We start from the raw sequence: 20,692 nt of genomic DNA, 5'->3' as shown, positions 1-20,692 counted from the left end.
ATATTAACACTTAATCTAATTAATTTTGCGTTTCGTTTCCAGGAGTAGTTATGTAGATAATTTTCAACATATTTAACTCTCGTAGCTCCTGCTTGATGTCGGAAACAAGACCTGTATTGGTCTTTTCATCTACCTTTAAGGCAACCATTACCTTATCTTGAAGTTCGGGGCGTAATTTTGCTCTCAATTCGGTTAAAGCAAACTTAATGTTTGTAACATCGGTATACTTATCACCAATTTGAATTTTCCCTTCACTACCATATTTTTCCTGATATCTTTGGCTAGGTTTCCCTGCATAAATATACACAGCACGATCCTTTTGTAGTTTCTCCACCTGATCTGCCTTAGGTAATATGTTTTGTACCAACAAATTATCTTCCCGCAGCACAGTTACAACCATAAAGAAGAATAAAAGCATAAATACAATATCCGGTAAGGACGCGGTATTAACTGCTGGCACTTCACTACTTTTTTTCTTTGTGAATTTTGACATAGTCTTTACTTTTTACTGTCCTTGCTTTTTTGGTTGTGCTTCTGAGAGCTTTAAAGGAAATAACTTTTGAATATTCTCCAGTTTTTCTTGATATGGATCTGCATCGGCAGGCTTGATACTGCCTTCATCAATTGCCTTTTTTACTTCCGTAAATTTCCAACCATAAAGCCTTTGTGACTCCCTATCACGAAGATAGTTATAGGCTGCAACTAATTCGTTCTGCACCGTTATATACATTTTATAGGATGTTAAACGGTCATTTTGAACTGAAATAACAGCCTTATCCGGATTATCGGAAGATCCTGGATCTCTTTTCCCTTTACAATAGTTACAGTATAATGGACTGCTTGAAGGTGCTCCACCATTATCCAAAAAGTCGATAGCTGCTTGGCGTAGGTTTTTTACCTCCATGAGTTCTTCTTCAACCAGCAATTGGTCGCTCTTATTCACGTTAACAATAAACAAGTTTTTTTGTTTAATGATAACGTCTTCTTGGTCTTGTTCTTCCATAGGAGGCAATTGTCTCGCAATCCCCTTGTCTTTCTCGATAGTGGTTGTCACCAGGAAAAAGATAAGAAGCAGGAATGCGATGTCTGCCATAGACCCTGCATTAACTTCGGGTGTTGCTCTTCTTGCCATCTTATTTTGCTACTTTTTTAATTCCGCTGAACACCATGGCACCTATTGCTAAGAACGCCAATATATAAAATGTTATCAGTCCAGTACTTACCCATTTCGAACCACTGGCAGAAAGGATTTCTCCATCACGCATAGTTGTTTCAACGCCATCGGCCATAACATAAGCGATTATAACAATTAGCAAGAATGCGCCAACGGTCATAAGTGTCTTCTTAATGTTCCCTGCAAATATTCCCTTTAGCACAAACACCAAAACGAATAACAGAACCATGGCGAACATAATATATGCTACATAGATGAATCCATCCACTCCGGCTCCGGTTGCTCTTACAGCATCATCTCCTTTAGAAACTATCATAGCAAGGAAAATAATTCCCGCCACACTAAGGAGTAGTGCTACAATTTTTAAAATTTTATGTAAACCCATTATGTGGTGTATTTTAAATTATTTTTTGTTTTTGTAATCCACTAACATATCGATTAGCGTAATAGAAGCGTCTTCCATACTGTTTACGATGCTATCAATCTTAGCAATGATATAGTTGTAGAATATTTGAAGGATAATAGCAACAATAAGACCGAATACAGTGGTTAATAATGCTACTTTAATACCCCCGGCTACCAAAGATGGGTTCATATCTCCGGCTGCTTCAATTTTATCGAAAGCGATAATCATACCAATTACTGTTCCCATGAATCCAAGCATAGGTGCCAAAGCGATAAACAACGATATCCAAGAAACGTTTTTCTCCAGTTGTCCCATTTGAACACCCCCGTAAGCAATAACTGCTTTCTCGGCCGCATCAATGCTTTCGTCTGCACGGTCAAGACCTTGGTAATAGATAGAGGCAACAGGTCCTTTTGTATTTCTACAAACTTCCTTCGCAGCTTCTACACCACCGCTCTTTAATGCATCCTCTACATTTTCAGCTAATTTTTGAGTATTGGTAGTAGAAAGATTTAAATAGATAATTCTTTCAATAGCAATTGCTAAACCAAGAATTAAACACAATAGTACAATTCCCATAAATCCAGGACCTCCTTCGATGAAACGCTTTTTCATCTCTTGGTGAAATCCTAGGGACTCCTCGGCTGAAGCTGCCTCTTCATCTTGAACGATTGTTACCGTAGCCGCTGTTACCAAGGATTGAACATTGGCAGGCATTGTTTGTGCAGCTGTTGTGTTAAAGGATCCCGCAAATACTAATGCGGCAATTGCCATAATAGAAAATAATTTTTTCATTGCTATCGACTTAAAGTTTGATTTTAGTTAAAGGTTTAAAGATATAAAATAATTTAGTTAATCTCCAAGATTATTATTTCGCAGAGAGCTAGGGATTAATAAATATAGATCCCAACGAACTATGCAGGTAATACATTCCATGAAAACAACTTCCGCTGTTCGCATTTGCTCCTCCGAAATCTGGCTGAAAAAAGCTTCGCTAAATTTCGCAATTCCGGGATTTTCGCTTTCTCACTTCGCTTGAAAACATTGATCCCTTAAAGCTATACTGGCAATGAACTGAGATGTTACACATCTAATATGACTCACTTAAATTTTTACTGAAGTGAGCTCCGACAAGTTTTTTCACTCGCACCTTCATTCGCAGAGAGGAAGGGATTCGAACCCTCGATACGCTTTTGGCGTATACACACTTTCCAGGCGTGCGCCTTCGACCACTCGGCCACCTCTCTAAATTAAGATTTGACGTATGCGCCAAAGGAGGGGCAAATAACAAAAAAAAAATTAGGTGATAAAATATTTCAATGGTTATTTATACCATTTCTCCACGTAACGAAGTCTCAAAAATTGTTTTGAAGCTTTGTTGGGAAACTTTCTGTCCTAAAAGGTACATTAATTTAGCCAAGGCTGCCTCAGTAGTACAGTCCTTCCCCGATATGACCCCCATCTTTTTTAATTCAACACTTGTTTCATACAATCCCATAGTGACACTCCCTCCCGAGCACTGCGTTACATTAACTACAGGAATGCCCCTTCTTATTAATTCTTTGAGTGCTTTTACAAACCAAACGTCGTTTGTAACATTTCCGCTTCCATAAGTTTCCAGGACAAGTCCCTTTATTTCGGGATACGAAAACAAATAGTTTATGGTTACTTCGTCGATTCCAGGAAACATCTTAATCAATAAGATATTGGACTCCATTTTTTTATGGACTTTTAATTTTTTTCTACGGTTAGGAACATACAACGCTTCATTGTTCACTACCAAATGAACACCACTCTCAACCAATGGTGGGTAATTCAAAGAAGCAAATGCTTCAAAATGTTCTGCATTGATTTTGGTAGTGCGATTTGCGCGATAGAGTTTGTATTCAAAATATAAACATACCTCAGCCACTTTTGGAAGGCCTTTTTCGCGTAAAGCCGCTATTTGTATGGAAGTTATTAAATTTTCCTTCGCATCGGTTCTAAGATCGCCTATGGGTAATTGTGACCCCGTAAATATCACGGGCTTGCTTAAATTCTCCAACATGAAGCTCAGGGCCGAAGCAGTATAAGACATGGTATCACTTCCGTGAAGGACTACAAAACCATCGAACTCATCATAACGCTCTTCAATAATGGTCGCTATGTCTACCCAGTATCCCGGATTCATATTAGAGCTATCAATTGGCACTTTAAAACTTGTAGTAGCAATATTGCATTCCAAGAGCTTCAACTCGGGTATGTGTTTGAGCAAGTCTTTAAAATTGAAATTGCGCAAGGTGCCGGTTTCAAAATCTTTAATCATTCCAATGGTCCCCCCGGTATAGATTAAAAGTATGTTTGTTTTCGTTGTCATTTTTATTGCTTTAGATTCCAAATACCGCTTTTGAATTCGCCGTGGTTACGTTAGCGATTTCTGCTTCGGAAACCCCGTAAACCTCTGCCACCTTTTTACACACCAGAGCAAGATAACTACTTTCATTGCGCTTTCCCCGATGTGGGACCGGAGATAAATAAGGAGCATCGGTTTCCAAAACGATATGCTTCAGGTCTATCTGATTTAAAAATTGATCGATTTTACCATTCTTAAAGGTAACTACCCCTCCTATACCCAACTTCATACAAAACGAAATTGCCCGTTGTGCCTGCTCAAAAGTTCCTGTGAAACAGTGAAAAATTCCGAAGAGCTGATCATCTTTCTCGGTTTCCAAAACCTCAAAAATTTCATCAAAAGCATCTCTACAGTGAATCACGATAGGTAGCTTGTACTTTTTTGCGAGTTGAATCTGCCGTTTAAATGCCTTTTTCTGAATCCCTAGCGTAGTTTTATCCCAATACAGGTCGATCCCAATCTCCCCAACGGCGTAAAAATTTCTTTTTTTGAATTCGGCTTCTACATGTGTTAGCTCCTCTTCATAATTCTCTTTTACCGAAGTTGGATGCAATCCCATCATCAAAAATATGTGGTTGGGGTAGTCTTGCTCCAAGGCATACATGGCTTCTGTATATCCACTGTCTATCGCCGGAATAAAAAAACGTTCCACACCTTGTTCAAATGCGCGCTTCATCATAGCCTCTCGATCCTCTTGGAATGCCTCACTATATAAATGAGTATGTGTGTCTGTTAGCATCTCTGCAAAGCTAACATTTTTGTTACCTATCTTTACAAAAAAAATCGCGTGACGCAATTAAGAAGATTATTAGAAACGAATGGGTTTCACAGAATCCCTTTGAAAAAATTAAGTTCGGGGCATTATAAGCTTGCTGCTAAGATTAATAAAATTGCGGGTGACTTTATTCTTGATACGGGTGCGTCTACAAGTTGTATTGGATTTGATAGTATCGATTATTTTTTTCTGAAAAATGAAAAAAGTGATATTAAGGCAGCCGGGGCCGGGGCTGTAAATATGAAAACCGAATTAGCCCGAAAAAACCATATCTCTATGGGAGGTTGGCAGTCTAAAAATATGGACTTTGTATTGTTTGACCTATCACATGTAAACGAAGCGTTAGCAGAAGTAAATGAGGGCCCCATTCATGGGATTATTGGAGCCGATTTCTTAAAAGCAACGCGAGCCGTTATTGATTATGGCAGGAATTGTGTATATGTAAAGTAAAAAGAAAAATATTAACAGACCACTTTAAAAAAAATTGTTACTTTTAAGTATTACCAAACAAACCTAACGCAATTTGAAAAATCTCCTGGCACTTTTCGTCATAAGCTTTGTATTCCCAAACTTGGGGGTTGCACAGGATGTAGAATACTATAAAAAGTTAGCGGCCGCAGCACAAAACACAGAGATACAACTTCTCGCATTAGATTCGGTAATTTCTAAAACTTTTCAAGAAGACGACGATACATTTGTTGATTACAGTATTCAGTATATTGACCTAGCAAAGGATGTAGACAGTATTGAAAAAGCCGCACGTAAGGCAATGAACTTGCAGTTCACTATTACAAGTAGAAAAAACAGACCCGAACAAGCCGTCTCAATCATTAATGGTGTGCTTGCTCATAAATATAAAATCAAAGATAGCTTTTTACTGGGCGGACTCTATCTAAAGCGCGGAAGGGCTAATTTTTGGATCGATCTTAAAAAAGCCATAGAAGACTATTCACTTGCGCTAGAAAACTTCTCGCCCAATGATTCCATCTATTTAGCCGATGTTTACCTATTTAAAGGACAGGCCTATTCGAATCTCGGGCAATTTGTCCCAGCCGGCGAAAATTATAAAAAAGCCTATGACTACTACGAAGCACTTAAAGACTATACATATATGGTACATGCTCAGCAAGGAATTACCACCATGTTTAGTATGAATAGCTTCTATGACAAAGCAAAGGAAGAACGAGATAAGATCATTGAAAAATTAAAGGAGCTGAACCTAAACAATTTTCTTGTGGTCGAATACTATAATCAGGCCTTGGATTATGGGAAAATGGGCAATAAAAAACTCCAATTGGAATACTTTAACAAAGCCATAGAAATTTTAGACAAAGGCGCTGAAACACAAAGAGACTATCCTAATTCTATTTTAGTACATGCCAAACTTGCCGAATATTTTGCATCGGAAAATGCTATTGATAGTGCAACAAAACACATAAAACTGGTAAGTGAATGGAATGAAAATGTTGGGGATGTTAACTCCCAATTGAACTACAACAGTGCCATAGCAAAATATCATTTTGCCCTTGGCGATTATGATACGGCGCTTCTACATGCCCAAAAGAAACTAGAAAACTCCCTTTCTTATAGCTATACCGATGCTATTTTAGAATCATACGACCTGCTAGCTGAAATCTATTCGAAAAAAGGGGATTATAAAAATAGCCTTGAAAGCAAGAAAGCGTACATTACGATAAGTGATTCCATCTATAACCGAAGTACTGCCAATGCGTTGGCCTATTATCAAACTCTATATGAAACCGAAAAAAAGGAAAGAGATCTTGTAGAAAAAAACACTAATATTCAGTTGCTGGAAAAAGATAATGAGTCGTTCAAAAAAGTAGTAGCATTCTCAAGTATTGCTTTATTATTATTATTTGGTGTGATCCTTTTATTCCGAAATCAGCAAAACCTAAAAAACAACAAGATCCTTCAAGAAAAATTTAGTCAGAAACTATTGGTTTCTCAAGAAGAGGAACGCAAACGTATTTCTAAAGATCTGCATGACGGTCTTGGACAGCGCCTCTTGCTTATTAAAAACAAGGTTATTTCGAATGGAGATGATGCCACAAAAAAAATGGTGGATCACGCCATTGATGAGGTTCGAACGATTTCACGTGACCTGCATCCGTTTCAGCTTCAGGAAATGGGTATAACGAAGGCGATTCAGCATACGCTAACGCAAATAGATGAAAACACTACCTTATTTATTTCTTCAGAAATAGACAATATTGACAATTTATTTTCTCCCGAACAGGAAGTCAATATCTATCGAATTGTACAGGAAAGTTTAAATAACGTCTTGAAGCATGCCAAGGCTGAAGCTAGCAAGGTATCTATTAAAAAACTTACCAATAATATTGTCATATCCATAAAAGATAATGGCGAAGGTTTTGACTTTTCAGAAAAATATCAGGATATAAAGTCATTGGGCTTAAAAACATTACTGGAGCGAACAAAATTTTTAAACGGGCAAATGAAAGTACAGTCCAAAATTAATAACGGAACTTCTTTAGAATTCCAATTTCCTATTTGATGAAAAATAAAGGTACCATTATTACCGCAGACGATCACCCTTTACTATTAAAGGGTCTAAATGACTTTCTCCTAGAAAAGAATTACAATATTATTGGAAGTGGCAACAATGGAAGGGAAGCCTATAATTTAATTACAAAACTGAACCCCGATATCGCAATTTTGGACATCCAAATGCCCTTTATGTCGGGTTTGGAAATAGCACAAAAGTGTAAAACCAATGGGATAGCTACTAGAATAATCCTCATAACATTACACAAAGAGAAGGAACTGTATCAGCAAGCACAGGACCTTAATATCTTCGGATATGTTTTAAAGGAGTTTGCCTTGGAAGAAATTGAGACCTGTATTAAAGCTGTTTCAAATGGAAATGCCTTCTTTAGTCCCGAAATTAAAGGGCTGCTTGGTCCCAATAGCCGTGAAGAAAATTCATTAAAAAGTCTTACTCCTTCCGAAAAGAAAATCTTAAAGCTCATTGCCAATGACAAAACCAACAAGGAAATAGCATCCTTGTTATTTATCTCTTACCGAACTGTCGAAAAACACCGAAGCAACATTATTACCAAGTTAGAGCTCGAACACAAAACCAACAGTTTATTAATTTGGGCAAAAGAGCATCAGGACAAGTTTATGTAACTCGCTAAAAATCATTTCAATTCAATTTACGTGTTAACACGTATTTCAGCTTTGTACATAATTTCTCACTTTTACCGTATGAAAAATTCAGCGTTGTTGAAGCAAGAGAAACATATTATGACAAGAACAAAAAAGATCATTATAATCATCTTAATTATATCTATTGTCAGTATAGTTCTTCTCAACGTAGTGAATTATTTCGTTTCATTTAAATAGTTTATCGGTTATCATTTCAACTAACTAATCGGATTAAAAAACCCGGCTCATGGCCGGGTTTTTTTATTTTGTATGTCTGTACATTTATAATTCTAAAGCTCTTTTTACATCGTTGTCCATCAATAATTCGGTTGGGTTTTCCAAGGCTTCTTTTACCGCAACTAAAAAACCTACAGATTCTCTTCCGTCAATAATTCTATGGTCATAAGAAAGGGCCACGAACATAACCGGTGCAATTACAATCGCTCCGTCCCGTACAACGGGGCGTTCTACGATATTGTGCATTCCTAAAATTCCGGATTGTGGCGGATTGATAATAGGCGTTGAAAGCATACTTCCAAAAACCCCTCCGTTCGAAATAGTAAAGGTTCCTCCTGTCATTTCATCCACGGTTATTTGTCCATCACGCGCACGAAGTGCCAAACGCTTTACTTCAGCTTCCACTCCTCTAAAAGTTAAGTTCTCGGCATTTCGAATTACAGGAACCATCAATCCCTTCGGACCAGAGACGGCTATGGAAATGTCCACGAAATCATGTCTTATCTGAAAATCGCCATCGATCATCGAATTCACATCTGGATATAGTTGGAGAGCTCGTACCACAGCCAGTGTAAAGAAGGACATAAACCCTAAACCAACCCCGTGTTTTTCCTTGAATTGCTCTTTGTATTGATTCCGAAGTTCAAAAATAGGGCTCATATCCACTTCGTTGAAGGTGGTGAGCATGGCCGTTTCATTTTTTGCTGTTACCAACCGCTCCGCTACTCTTCGACGCAGCATTGACAATTTTTTGCGTTCGGTTCCTCTAGCACCTGTTCCCGGTGTACCCATGGAAGGGACGGCATTTTCCGCGTCGCTTTTCGTGATACGCCCATCACGTCCCGATCCTTTTACTTCTTTTGTTGAAACACCTTTCTCATCGAGAATCTTTTTTGCCGCCGGTGAAGGTGTTCCTGTGGCATAACTCTCTTTTTTAGGGGTTTCTATAGGCGCTTCTTTCTTCGCCTCTTTTGGTGCTTCCTGAGTAGCAACCTCTTTGGCTCCGTCTGGTCTTTTGGCCTTCGTATCGATTAAACAAACTACCTGTCCAACCGCCACGGCATCTCCTTCTTCCGCCATTAGGGTAATAATTCCGCTTGCTTCGGCCGGAAGTTCTAGTGTTGCTTTATCGCTGTCCACTTCGGCAATGGCTTGATCCTTTTCAACCCAATCGCCGTCGGCCACTAACCATTGTGCAATTTCTACTTCTGTAATGGATTCTCCCGGTGAGGGAACTTTCATCTCTAATGCCATACTAATTCTATTTTCCTAAAAAAGGAGTGGTTATATTTATTCTTTTTCAATATTAAAAACGCTTTCGATCACTTTTGCATGACGCAATTTCGAACGAACGCTGCTTCCGGAAGCAGGTGCTGCATAGGGTTTTCTACTACAAAATCTAAAATTTCTAGCCTCGTCAAAATGCATTAAGATATGTGCATAGGCCCCCATATTTCTTGGCTCTTCCTGTGCCCAAACAATATCATTTGCGTTTTTATATTTCTTGATGATCTCTTTCATTTGCTCCGTTGGGAGTGGAAACAATTGTTCCACGCGAACCAAAGCAACATCATCTCGTTGTAATTCTTCTCGTTTTTCCAGTAAATCGTAATAAAATTTACCGGTTACAAAAACCAACGACTTTATTGTATTTGGTTTTGCCGTTGCGTCGTCAATGGTCATCTGAAAACTTCCGTTTGCAAATTCTTCTTTTGTTGAAAGTACTTTTGGATGACGCAACAAGCTTTTAGGTGTAAAAACAATTAGGGGTTTACGATACTTTACCTTTAGTTGTCTGCGCAATAAGTGAAATAAATTTGCGGGCGTTGTCACATCGGCGACAAACATATTGTCATTGGCACACAATTGCAGGAATCTTTCCATTCTTGCTGAAGAATGTTCAGCACCCTGTCCTTCATACCCATGAGGCAAGAACATTACCATCCCATTCTGAAGCTTCCATTTATCTTCTGCTGCCGAAATGTATTGATCGATCATAATTTGAGCTCCATTACTGAAGTCTCCAAATTGTGCCTCCCATATGGTAAGTGTAATTGGACTCGCCATAGCATAGCCATAATCAAATCCTACCACCCCATATTCCGAAAGTAAGGAGTTATAAATATAAAAATCGGCCTGCTTACCTTTTAATTGGTTGAGTAGAATTATTTCTTCTTCACTGTCTTCTACTTTCACGACTGCATGTCGATGTGAAAAAGTACCTCTTTCTACATCTTGTCCACTCATACGAACATCGTGGCCTTCTTTTAATAGTGTTCCGTAGGCCAGCAATTCGCCCATTGCCCAATCCAGTTGATTGTCCTCAAAGTACATGGTGTGACGGGCTTCGATAAGTTTTGAAATTTTCCGAAGAAACTTTTTATCCTTCGGCAATTGGGTAATGACCTCTGCTATTTCGGTGAGTTGTTTTAAATCGACCGAAGTATCAACATCTTCCATCATTTCATCCTCTTCGGCATAAATATATCCTTCCCATTCGTCTTGCATAAATGGCGTAACTTCGGTTTTAGCTATTTTCCGGGAATCTTCCAGATTTTCTTCCAGACGCTCCTTATATTCTAGTTCTAGTTGCTCAATGTACCCCTTTTCAATTACACCCTGCGCTATCAATTTTTGAACATATATATCACGGGGATTATCATGTTTCGCAATGGCTTTGTATAATTTCGGCTGGGTAAATCGAGGTTCATCGCCTTCGTTATGACCGTATTTACGATAGCCAAGCAGGTCGATAAACACATCGCGACCAAATTCCATTCTAAAGTCCAACGCAAAAGACATGGCATGTACCACGGCTTCGGCATCATCGGCATTTACGTGAAGTACGGGAGACAAGGTAACCTTGCCCACATCGGTACAATAGGTGGACGATCTGGCATCCAAATAATTTGTGGTAAATCCAATCTGATTATTTACCACTATATGAATGGTTCCTCCTGTTTTATAACCATCCAATTGTGCCATTTGCACAATTTCATATACGATGCCTTGTCCAGCGATAGCGGCATCACCATGTACAATAATAGGAAGAACTGCTTTTGCATTTCCTTTGTGATGATCGTCCTGTTTCGCTCTGGCTATCCCTTGTACAATAGCCCCGACGGTCTCTAGGTGCGAGGGGTTGGGAGCAATATTTAAATTAATTTCCTTTCCAGATTCGGTTTTCCGCTTAGAAGTCCACCCCAAATGGTATTTTACATCCCCGTCAAAAATATCCAGCGCATAATCCTTTCCGTCAAATTCGCTAAAAATATCCTTGGCGCTTTTTCCGAAGATATTGGTGAGTGTACTTAAGCGTCCCCGGTGTGCCATTCCCATGACAAATTCTTCTACTCCTTTTTCGGCTGCATTTTCAATTAATGTATCCAAGGCAGGAATTAAGCTTTCGCCTCCTTCCAACGAGAATCGCTTTTGGCCAACATATTTGGTGTGTAAAAAGCTCTCAAAAGAAACTGCTTCGTTCAGCTTTTTGAGGATATGCTTCTTTTGCGCATCAGAGAATTTAGGCTGATTGTCGTTGATATTCAACTTATCCTGAATCCACTGAATTTCCTGAGGATTTCGAATATACATATACTCGATCCCTATGGATTCGCAATAAATGCTTTGAAGGTGCTTTACAATTTCTTCCAGCGTGGTTTCGGGAATACCTAAAATATCGGCCGCTTTGAACTTCGTTTTCAAATCGGCTTCTGACAGGCCAAAGTTCTCAAGATCTAAGGTAGGGGAATACTTTCTTCGTGCTCGTACCGGATTTGTTTTCGTAAAAAGGTGTCCTCGTGTACGATAGCCATCGATCAATTTGATAACCTGAAATTCCTTTAGAAGGTTTTCGGGAATTTCTTGTCCGTTCTGTTCAATCCCCAGTGCTTCTAAAGAACCGTTTTCAATGCCAAAATCGAACCCTTGGAAAAAGGCTCTCCAGCTAGGTTCTATACTGTCGGGATACTGTAAATATTTATCGTAAAGATCTGCGATATAGGCGGGGTGAACCGCGTTGAGAAAAGAAAATCTATCCATAATTGGAATAAACAGGACTATATTTAATAAAACGTTACAAAAATACAACAAATCCCCAAACTACCGCAGCGGGATTTTATATATTTATGATAGAAAAACTCATAAATAATTCACAATGAAACTATTTAAACAAGGAACCTGTACTAAGTGTCTTATACCTTTTTTTATGCTGTTTTTTGTACAAGTTGGTATGGCCCAGGAACAGCAATCTACTTTTTGGCCACATGTGCGATTCGGTGGTGGATTGGGCCTAAGTTTTGGCAACGAGTTTTTCAGCGGGACTGTGGCACCCAGTGCGATATATGAATTCAATGAGCAGTTTGCCTTGGGCTTGGGTGCCAATTTCACCTATAACAAACAAAAAAATCTATACGAGACCATTATCGTAGGCGGAAGTGTTTTAGGGCTCTATTCCGTGATTCCTCAGTTACAATTTTCTGCCGAATTTGAACAATTAAATGTATCCCGAACATACGAGTCGGATCTACGCATACCCAGTGATTACTATTGGTACCCGGCCTTGTTTGTGGGCGCCGGATATAGAAATGGCAATTTTACCATTGGGATAAGATACGATCTGCTGTACGATGAAGAAAAGAGCATTTATGCAAATGCATGGATGCCGTTTGCCAGGGTGTATTTTTAAACGGTACGTTGCATCAGCCAATCTCCAAACAATCGAAGTGAATCCTTTTTTTCTGAAGAAATAGCAACCCGATCCAAACATTTAAAGGCCTTTTGAGTATATCGTTCGATTTCATTCTGAGTCGCCTCTGCAGCTCCTGAAGCAACCAAAATACGGGTAACCGTCTCAATTTTATCGGAGGGGTCTTTGGGCGATATACTAAACAAATGTTGTAGGGTTTCTGCTTCGGAAGCGCTACTTTTTTCGATGGCCGTAAGGTACATAAACGTCTTTTTGTTCGAAATAATATCACCTCCTATTTGTTTTCCGAAGCTTTCTGAATTTCCGAATACGTCCAAATAATCATCCTGTAACTGAAACGCAATTCCTAAATTTCGTCCAAAGTCGTATAAATGGTTGCTACAACTTTCTGAAGCTTCGGCCACTATGGCTCCCATTTTCATGGCGGCTCCAAGAAGCACGGCTGTTTTGCAATCGATCATATGAATATATTCGCTCAGACTAACATCATCTCTCGTCTCAAAGTCAACATCGTATTGCTGACCCTCACAAACTTCTAAGGCCGTTTTACTAAAAAGTTTGGCCAATTCCTGAAACATAGTCGGCTCGTAGCTCTCAAACAATTGATAGGCTAAGATCAACATGGCATCTCCCGAAAGTATTCCAGTATTGAGGTCCCATTTTTCGTGAACAGTCTCTTCACCTCGGCGCATGGGGGCCCTGTCCATAATATCATCATGGATCAAGGAAAAGTTGTGAAACAATTCAACTGCCAAGGCGGCGTTCATGGCCTTGTGAAAATCCACTTCAAAGAAATCGCAGGTCATTAGGGTAAGAATAGGACGGAGCCGTTTGCCACCCAGCGAAACGATGTATTGTATGGGTTCATACAATTGTTTCGGCTCTTTTACCAGAACAGTATCCACCAACCGCTCCTGCAAAGCGGTTTGGTATTTCGACAAAAATTCCATGCAATAAATTTGTTGCTAAAATACGAGTTGAAAGAGAAAACCAAGCTATAAACTTTATAAAAAGGACGCACAATCAAGATTCGTTCAAATGTTAAAAAAATGTAAAACTTTGGAAACTTTTTTTGTTTTTAAAGTTTCCATGATTTACATTTGCGCTCGATTATGAAACAAAAGATTATTCAAACAGCCGCCGAATTATTCTTAAACCTTGGTTTTAAGAGTGTTACCATGGACGATATTGCCAGCCACATGGGTATTTCAAAAAAGACCATCTATTCACATTTTAACAACAAAACTGAATTGGTTCACAAGGCAACCCTCTGTGTGTTTCACGAGGTAATCTGTGGTATAGATCATATTCGTAACCTCGAAAAAGACCCCATCGAAGAGCTCTATGAGATCAAGAAATTCGCCATGATGCAGCTGAAAAATGAAAAATCCTCCCCTCAATACCAACTTCAAAAATATTACCCCGAGATCTACAATACCCTAAAGGAAAAGCAGTTTGAAAAAATGCACGAATGTACTGTTGTCAACTTGAAGCGAGGAATTGCACTTGGGTTGTACCGGGAAAGCCTGGACGTTGAATTTGTGTCCCGTATCTATTTTATAGGGGTGAGCGGCTTAAAAGAAGACGCGCTTTTTCCCGTACAAAAATTCCCAAAAGCCGAACTCATGGAACACTATTTAGAATATCACCTGCGTGGTATTGTAACAGCTGAAGGATTAAAAACACTCAATAAATTCATCAAACAACAATCAAACTAATGAGGAAACTAGTTGTCACTTTAAGCTTTCTCCTGCCCTTTGTGGGAATGGCTCAACAACAAAAAACATATAGTTTTAACTTAGAAGAGGCAATCTCCTTTGCTTTAGATAGCAATTATACTGCGATCAATGCGAGACGAGACATCGCCAAAGCCCTCAAGCAAAAGTGGGAAACTACGGCGACAGGACTTCCACAAATAAGTGCAGACATCGCCTACCAAAATAATTTAAAGCAACCCGTAACGCTTATCCCGGCCGAAATTACAGGTGGTGAACCGGGAACCTTTGTTCCTATCACCTTTGGCACTAAGCAAAATGCTTCGGCCACAGCAACCTTAAACCAATTAATTTTTGATGGTAGCTACCTCGTAGGCCTAAAAGCAGCTCGTGCTTTTTTGGATTATTCCGAAAATGCAGCCGAAAAGACCCAACTTGAAGTGAGGAAAGGAGTAATAAATGCCTACGGCAGTGTTTTGCTTTCCGAAGAACTCATTGCCATTTTTGAAAAGAACAAGGTGAATCTTGAGAAAAACCTCTTCGAAACCCGAAAGATTTACGAGAATGGACTTACTGAAGAAGAAAGTGTGGAACAATTGGAAATTACGCTATTGGATATTGAAACACAGTTAAGCAATGTACAGCGTACAGCGGCTATTGCAAAGCAAATGTTCAATATTGCCTTGGGAATCGATGTTGCGGCACAAGTTAGTTTTGAAGATACGTTAGACTCCCTTGCCGAAAATAATGTACAGCTTAGTTTTCTGGATGCCTCTTTACAGGTAACACAAAACGTTGATTATAAAATTGCCTATAACCTCACGGAACAACGCAGTCTGGAATTAAAATTGGAAAAAAGTAGAGCCTTACCAAGCCTTTCTGCCTTTGTGAATTATGGAACGGCCGCAAACAGCAATGATTTCACCTTTTTTGACAGGGAACAACGGTGGTTTCAATCTTCCATATTTGGCGTGAATATGAACATTCCTATTTTTAGTAGTGGTATGCGGACTGCTAAAACACAGCGTGCTAAAATCGCTTTGGACCAAGCCGAAACACAGTTAACAGAAACAGTTCAAAGAATTCAGTTGGCGGTAAATTCAGCTAAAAGCAATTATCAATTTGCCATCGAAAACTATAAAAATTCGAAAATAAATCTATCCTTAGCCGAACGTATTGAGGGAAAAAATCAGGTGAAATTCACCGAAGGACTTGCCTCTAGTTTTGACCTTCGGCAGGCTCAGACACAGTTGTACACAGCACAACAACAATACATTCAAGCCATGTTAGAAGTGATAAATAGCAAGGCAGCTTTAGAAACCGTATTAAACGCGCCTCAACTCATAAACTCAAACAACTAATCACAGTCGAAAATACAATACACATGAAAAATACAATCCTTCTTCTTTTAACCGCTCTTATCATTGCTGCATGCGGTGGTGATTCGAAATCGGTAGATGCTATTATCGAATCTGGAAATCTGGAAGCTATTCGTGCAAAACGAGCTGAATTTGTAATCCAGCAGCAAGAGATAAATCAACAATTAGCAACCATTGATGCTGCCATTTCTGAATTGGACACTGTAAAAAAGATTCCGTTAGTAACCGTTTTTATGGCAAAACACGAGACATTTAATCACTTTTTGGAACTTCAGGGCAGTGTGGAAACAAAAAAGAACATTTTATTATTTCCAGAATTTTCTGGCTTGTTAACCAGAGTGTATGTAAAAAAAGGTCAAAGTGTACAGGCCGGTCAACTATTGGCTACAATTGATGACGGCGGACTTTCTCAACAATTGGCGCAAATTGAAGTTCAGGCAAATCTTGCCAAAACAACCTACGAACGACAAGAACGCTTATGGGAACAGAAAATAGGCAGTGAGATTGCCTATCTTCAAGCCAAAGCAAATTACGAAGGACAGCAGAAGCTAGTGAGTCAAATGCGCTCACAGGTTACTAAAACAACTATCCGCGCACCATTTTCCGGTATAATCGACGACGTGATAACCGAGCAAGGGACTGTTGTATCTGCCGGACAAACTGCTGTTTTTCGACTCGTAAACCTGAGTGAGATGTATATTCAGGCCGATGTTCCTGAAGGATATTTGCCAACCGTGACGCTCAACAAAGATGTGGAGATTTACTTTCCAGTGCTAGGAGAAACCATACAATCGAAGATTTCACAGGTGGGAAATTATATTAACCCGAACAACAGAAGTTTTAAAGTAGAGGTGAATGTTCCCAATAGGCAGGGCAAGGTGAAACCCAACCTAACTGCAAAAGTAAAGATCAACGATTACACCAATACCGAAGCGATCTTGATTCCGCAGAGTGTTATTTCCGAAAATGCCAATGGAGAACAATACATCTATATCACGAACTCAACCAATAAACAAAGTGAGGCAATAGCCAGACGCGTTATTGTTGAAACCGGGAAGACACAAGGTGATTTTGTTGAAATCATTAAAGGCATTGAGAACGGAGATACTATAATTATTGAAGGTGCCCGAAGCGTAAGAGATGGTCAATTAGTGGAACTTAAAAGTATGACGAACAATGAGTAAAAAAGCTAAAAACGTCAACAAAGAGTTCCGATTGTCCTCCTGGGCAATTGAAAACAAAACGACCATTTATGTAATGATAAGTATCATCTTGATTTTGGGACTTTCGGCATACAATTCGATGCTTCGTGAAAGCTTCCCCGAAATCAAGGAGACCAAAATTTACATCAGCACACCCTACCCCGGAAATACGGCCGAGGATATTGAACGTCTTATTGTAGATCCTCTTGAGGATAAATTAAAAAACCTAAGTAATGTAGTAGAAATCACTTCTACCTCACAAGAGGATTACGGAATAATCACCGTTGAGTTTGACGAAGACATCACCGTTGATGCCGCTAAACAAAAAGTAAAGGATGAGGTAGACGGTGAAAAAGCCAGTGAGGACTGGCCTACTTTTAACAATGCAAAAGTAGAGCCGAATGTGTTTGACCTGAATTTTTCTGAAGAAACTCCAATTAGCAATATCAACATTAAAGGAAACTACCCTACAGAGAAGCTAAAAGAATTTGCCGAATACCTAGAAGATAAAATTGAAGACCTGCCCGAAATCAAACAAGTCGATATTCGTGGAGCTCAAGAAAAGGAAGTTGAGGTTGCCGTTGATATCTACAAAATGATGGCAGCCAAGGTGAGTTTCGATGATGTTCTAAACACTATTCGAAACGGAAACGTCACCATGTCTGCCGGTAACCTAGTCACTAGTGGGCAAAGACGAACCATTCGCATCTTAGGTGAAATAGATACACCAAGTGAATTAGACAATTTTGTAGTGAAATCGGAAAATGGAGCCATCTATTTAAAGGACATAGCTACGGTTCGTTTTAAGGAAGAAGAAAAAACTACCTACGCACGTGAATTTGGAGCGGGTGTTGTGATGCTGGATGTTAAAAAACGAGCCGGTAAAAACATGGTGGAAGCCGCTCAAAAAATTGAAAAAATCATTGAAGACACACGTGCAAATGTATTCCCTTCAGACGTTGAGGTGACTATTGCCAATGACCAATCGGTTAAGACCATTAATCAGGTGGACGATTTGGTGAACAATATTATTTTCGGAATCATATTGGTGGTAACCGTTTTGATGTTCTTCCTCGGTTTCAGAAACGCCTTATTTGTTGGTTTTGCGATACCCATGTCTATGTTTATGTCGTTTATGATTCTTTCGGCCTTAGGCTATACCATGAATACCATGATACTTTTCGGGTTAATTATGGGGCTTGGAATGCTGGTAGATAACGGAATTGTAGTGGTTGAGAATGTCTATCGATTGATGGAAGAAGAAGGGATGTCAAGGATAGAGGCGGCCAAGAAAGGGATTGGTGAAATTGCTTTCCCTATTATAATCTCCACGCTCACCACGGTTGCTGCCTTTGTACCTTTAGGAATGTGGCCAGGGGTAATGGGTGAGTTTATGATCTATTTTCCTATCACCCTTTCGGTTGTATTAGGTTCTTCCCTTTTCGTAGCAATCTTCTTTAATTCCATGTTGGTATCCCGATTTATGGAGACCGGGGAAAAGGAACTGACCAGAAAACAGCTCGTTCGACTTAGCATTGTTCTAGGCGGATTTGGCTTGCTTATCTTACTGTTTGGAGGTGCCATGAAAGGGCTAGGCTCTTTGATGATTGTCGTTGCCCTACTGTTCTGGATCTATAAATATTTCCTTAAAAAAGCGGCCAATCATTTTCAACGCAACATCCTTACCCGTATTGAGAACAGTTACAAACGTTTTTTGGAGTATGCATTGACAGGATGGAAACCGGCCGCCTTTGTTGGAGGCACCTTCTTGTTATTGTTTGTTGTGTTTGGTCTATTTGGTGCTTCAATAGGGAGCCAACGTACGAGTGTGGAATTCTTCCCGGACAATAAACCCAACCAGATTGTGGTCTATATTGAATACCCTCAAGGAACCGACATTGAAAAGACCAATACGATTACTCTAGATATAGAAAAACGGGTGTATGCTGTGCTTAATGACAAGCAGTATATGGATGGTGAGTATAATTTCTTGGTAGAATCTGCAGTATCGCAAGTTGGTGAGGGAGCCGGAAACCCTATGACAGATGGAGGTTCGGCAGCCGAAATGCCACATCGAGGAAAAATAACGGCTACGATGCGGGAATTCAAATTCAGAAGAGGAGAGGACAGTGAGCTGCTTCGGAAAAAAGTACAAGAATCCTTAAAAGGGATCTATCCCGGCGTTGCAATTTCGGTAGAAAAGGATCCTGTTGGACCTCCTGCGGGTTACCCAATCAATATTGAAATTAAAGGCGATGATTACGATGAGTTGATTCAGGTAGCCGAACGTATGCGTAATTTTATCAACGGAAAGAATGTAGCGGGAATCGATGAATTAAAGATTGATGTAAACAAAGGCAAGCCTTCGATGCAGGTATATGTAGATCGAGAAAAGGCGGGAGAATTGGGTGTGTCGGCGGGTCAGGTTGGAAACCAACTGCGACGTTCCCTGTTTGGTGAAAAGGCAGGTATATATAAAAAAGATGGTGAAGATTACGATATCTACGTACGATTTAACGAGGAGAATAAGTATAACAAAAGCGCCTTATTCAATCAAAATATCACCTTTAGGGATCAAGCCACTGGTAAGATAAAAGAAATACCTGTATCGGCTGTTACCACTGAAAAAAACACCTCATCGTTTAGTGCGATCAAACATCGAAAGACCAAGCGTGTTGTGGTGGTCTATTCGGCTTTGCAAGCTGGTTATACAGATGCGGGTGCCATTGTGAGTCATATTCAGGCCGAAATGATCAATTTTAACGACCTACCTAAAGGAGTGACGATTGATTACACAGGGCAAATTGAAGAACAAAATAAGCAAATGACCTTTTTAATGGGAGCCTTTTTCTCGGGTCTGGGGTTAATCATGTTAATCTTAATCTTCCAGTTTAGTTCTATTTCGAAACCCACGATTATTATGATTGCGATTTTCCTAAGTTTTATTGGGGTATTTGGTGGTATTTTAGTGACCGGATCATCGTTTGTAATTATGATGACCATGATGGGAATTATTTCACTCGCCGGGATTGTAGTGAACAATGGTGTGGTTTTACTAGACTATACGCAACTGTTAATGGACAGGCGTATGGTAGTACTTAAAATGGCCGATGATGAACTTCTGCCTAAGGAAGAAGTAAAAGCTATTATTGTAAAAGGAGGAAAGGCTCGTTTACGACCTGTGATTCTGACTGCTATAACGACAGTCCTTGGTCTTATTCCGTTGGCGATAGGCTTCAATATAGATTTCTTCTCCTTGTTCACCGAATTCGATCCTAAAATATATTTTGGTGGTGATAACGTGATATTCTGGGGACCGTTAGCCTGGGCCGTGATCTACGGTTTGATCATAGCAACGTTCTTAACCTTGATTATCGTCCCGGTACTCTTTTATATTGTACACAAGTTGAAGCTGCGTATCCGTCGCTGGCGAACAAAGCCAAAAAACGAAGCGGAGCAACTAGAAGCTATATAACAAAAAAACCCTTTCTTTTCAGAAAGGGTTTTTAATTTAA

At 39.5% G+C, this 20,692-nt stretch carries 17 protein-coding genes and 1 tRNA gene; 8 read left to right on the top strand and 10 right to left on the bottom strand.

The window, feature by feature from the left end; translation table 11 throughout:
• Positions 1 to 19: 19 nt before the first annotated feature.
• The 7 genes from K8F54_RS09530 to K8F54_RS09500 all read right to left on the bottom strand — a co-directional run bounded on the left by K8F54_RS09530 (position 20) and on the right by K8F54_RS09500 (position 4,711).
• Complete coding sequence (locus tag K8F54_RS09530) at positions 20 to 493, bottom strand: biopolymer transporter ExbD (protein WP_290790060.1); 474 nt, start codon at positions 491 to 493, stop codon at positions 20 to 22.
• Positions 494 to 505: 12 nt separating this feature from the next.
• Positions 506 to 1,132 (bottom strand): biopolymer transporter ExbD, encoded by a 627-nt coding sequence (locus K8F54_RS09525; RefSeq protein ID WP_290790058.1) that lies wholly within the window; start codon positions 1,130 to 1,132, stop codon positions 506 to 508.
• A gap of 1 nt (position 1,133) precedes the next feature.
• On the bottom strand, positions 1,134 to 1,559 hold the full coding sequence (locus K8F54_RS09520) for a hypothetical protein (protein ID WP_290790056.1): 426 nt from the start codon (positions 1,557 to 1,559) through the stop codon (positions 1,134 to 1,136).
• An 18-nt stretch (positions 1,560 to 1,577) separates the two neighbouring features.
• Positions 1,578 to 2,375, bottom strand: a complete 798-nt coding sequence (locus tag K8F54_RS09515; RefSeq protein WP_290790054.1) for a MotA/TolQ/ExbB proton channel family protein — start codon at positions 2,373 to 2,375, stop codon at positions 1,578 to 1,580.
• Between the two features lie 364 nt (positions 2,376 to 2,739).
• Positions 2,740 to 2,827 (bottom strand) — tRNA-Ser (locus tag K8F54_RS09510).
• An 80-nt stretch (positions 2,828 to 2,907) separates the two neighbouring features.
• Positions 2,908 to 3,936 carry an asparaginase gene (locus K8F54_RS09505; protein ID WP_290790052.1) on the bottom strand — a complete coding sequence of 343 codons (1,029 nt, stop codon included), beginning with the start codon at positions 3,934 to 3,936 and terminating at the stop codon, positions 2,908 to 2,910.
• Between the two features lie 10 nt (positions 3,937 to 3,946).
• On the bottom strand, positions 3,947 to 4,711 hold the full coding sequence (locus K8F54_RS09500) for a TatD family hydrolase (RefSeq protein ID WP_290790050.1): 765 nt from the start codon (positions 4,709 to 4,711) through the stop codon (positions 3,947 to 3,949).
• Positions 4,712 to 4,759: 48 nt separating this feature from the next.
• On the opposite strand from K8F54_RS09500, the gene K8F54_RS09495 reads away from it, so the two are divergent.
• The 3 genes from K8F54_RS09495 (at position 4,760) to K8F54_RS09485 (ending at position 7,918) form a co-directional block, all read left to right on the top strand.
• Positions 4,760 to 5,197 carry a retropepsin-like aspartic protease gene (locus K8F54_RS09495; protein ID WP_290790048.1) on the top strand — a complete coding sequence of 146 codons (438 nt, stop codon included), beginning with the start codon at positions 4,760 to 4,762 and terminating at the stop codon, positions 5,195 to 5,197.
• A 73-nt stretch (positions 5,198 to 5,270) separates the two neighbouring features.
• On the top strand, positions 5,271 to 7,283 hold the full coding sequence (locus K8F54_RS09490) for a sensor histidine kinase (RefSeq protein ID WP_290790046.1): 2,013 nt from the start codon (positions 5,271 to 5,273) through the stop codon (positions 7,281 to 7,283).
• The gene (locus K8F54_RS09485; protein ID WP_290790042.1) at positions 7,283 to 7,918 is read left to right on the top strand and encodes a response regulator transcription factor; all 636 of its coding nucleotides are present in this window, start codon (positions 7,283 to 7,285) and stop codon (positions 7,916 to 7,918) included. The genes K8F54_RS09490 and K8F54_RS09485 overlap by 1 nt, the downstream gene beginning before the upstream one ends.
• Before the next feature lie 300 nt (positions 7,919 to 8,218).
• On the opposite strand, the gene odhB is transcribed toward K8F54_RS09485, so the two are convergent.
• Together odhB and K8F54_RS09475 are read right to left on the bottom strand one after the other, a co-directional pair.
• On the bottom strand, positions 8,219 to 9,427 hold the full coding sequence (gene odhB / locus K8F54_RS09480) for a 2-oxoglutarate dehydrogenase complex dihydrolipoyllysine-residue succinyltransferase (RefSeq protein WP_290790040.1): 1,209 nt from the start codon (positions 9,425 to 9,427) through the stop codon (positions 8,219 to 8,221).
• 36 nt (positions 9,428 to 9,463) lie between these two features.
• Complete coding sequence (locus K8F54_RS09475) at positions 9,464 to 12,214, bottom strand: 2-oxoglutarate dehydrogenase E1 component (RefSeq protein WP_290790037.1); 2,751 nt, start codon at positions 12,212 to 12,214, stop codon at positions 9,464 to 9,466.
• Between the two features lie 115 nt (positions 12,215 to 12,329).
• Between K8F54_RS09475 and K8F54_RS09470 the strand changes: the two genes are divergently transcribed.
• Entirely contained in the window at positions 12,330 to 12,860 is a 531-nt protein-coding gene (locus K8F54_RS09470; RefSeq protein ID WP_290790034.1) for an alpha-ketoglutarate decarboxylase, read from the top strand.
• On the opposite strand, the gene K8F54_RS09465 is transcribed toward K8F54_RS09470, so the two are convergent.
• Entirely contained in the window at positions 12,857 to 13,831 is a 975-nt protein-coding gene (locus tag K8F54_RS09465) for a polyprenyl synthetase family protein (protein WP_290790031.1), read from the bottom strand. The genes K8F54_RS09470 and K8F54_RS09465 overlap by 4 nt on opposite strands.
• A 162-nt stretch (positions 13,832 to 13,993) precedes the next feature.
• On the opposite strand from K8F54_RS09465, the gene K8F54_RS09460 reads away from it, so the two are divergent.
• The 4 genes from K8F54_RS09460 to K8F54_RS09445 are packed head-to-tail and all read left to right on the top strand — an operon-like array spanning position 13,994 to position 20,652.
• Positions 13,994 to 14,599, top strand: coding sequence for a TetR/AcrR family transcriptional regulator (locus K8F54_RS09460; RefSeq protein ID WP_290790029.1), 606 nt, complete (start codon positions 13,994 to 13,996; stop codon positions 14,597 to 14,599).
• Positions 14,599 to 15,957 (top strand): TolC family protein, encoded by a 1,359-nt coding sequence (locus tag K8F54_RS09455; RefSeq protein WP_290790026.1) that lies wholly within the window; start codon positions 14,599 to 14,601, stop codon positions 15,955 to 15,957. The genes K8F54_RS09460 and K8F54_RS09455 overlap by 1 nt, the downstream gene beginning before the upstream one ends.
• Positions 15,958 to 15,980: 23 nt before the next feature.
• On the top strand, positions 15,981 to 17,159 hold the full coding sequence (locus K8F54_RS09450; RefSeq protein WP_290790023.1) for an efflux RND transporter periplasmic adaptor subunit: 1,179 nt from the start codon (positions 15,981 to 15,983) through the stop codon (positions 17,157 to 17,159).
• Positions 17,152 to 20,652: an efflux RND transporter permease subunit gene (locus K8F54_RS09445; RefSeq protein ID WP_290790020.1), complete on the top strand. Its 3,501-nt coding sequence runs from the start codon at positions 17,152 to 17,154 to the stop codon at positions 20,650 to 20,652. Before K8F54_RS09450 ends, K8F54_RS09445 begins: the two co-directional genes overlap by 8 nt.
• Positions 20,653 to 20,692 lie beyond the last annotated feature (40 nt).

Origin of the sequence: Altibacter sp. (assembly GCF_019913785.1) — a bacterium.
Taxonomy (GTDB): Bacteria; Bacteroidota; Bacteroidia; order Flavobacteriales; family Flavobacteriaceae; genus Altibacter.
The sequence above is the reverse complement of the archived record's forward strand: the minus strand, read 5'-3'. Positions and strand labels throughout refer to the sequence as shown.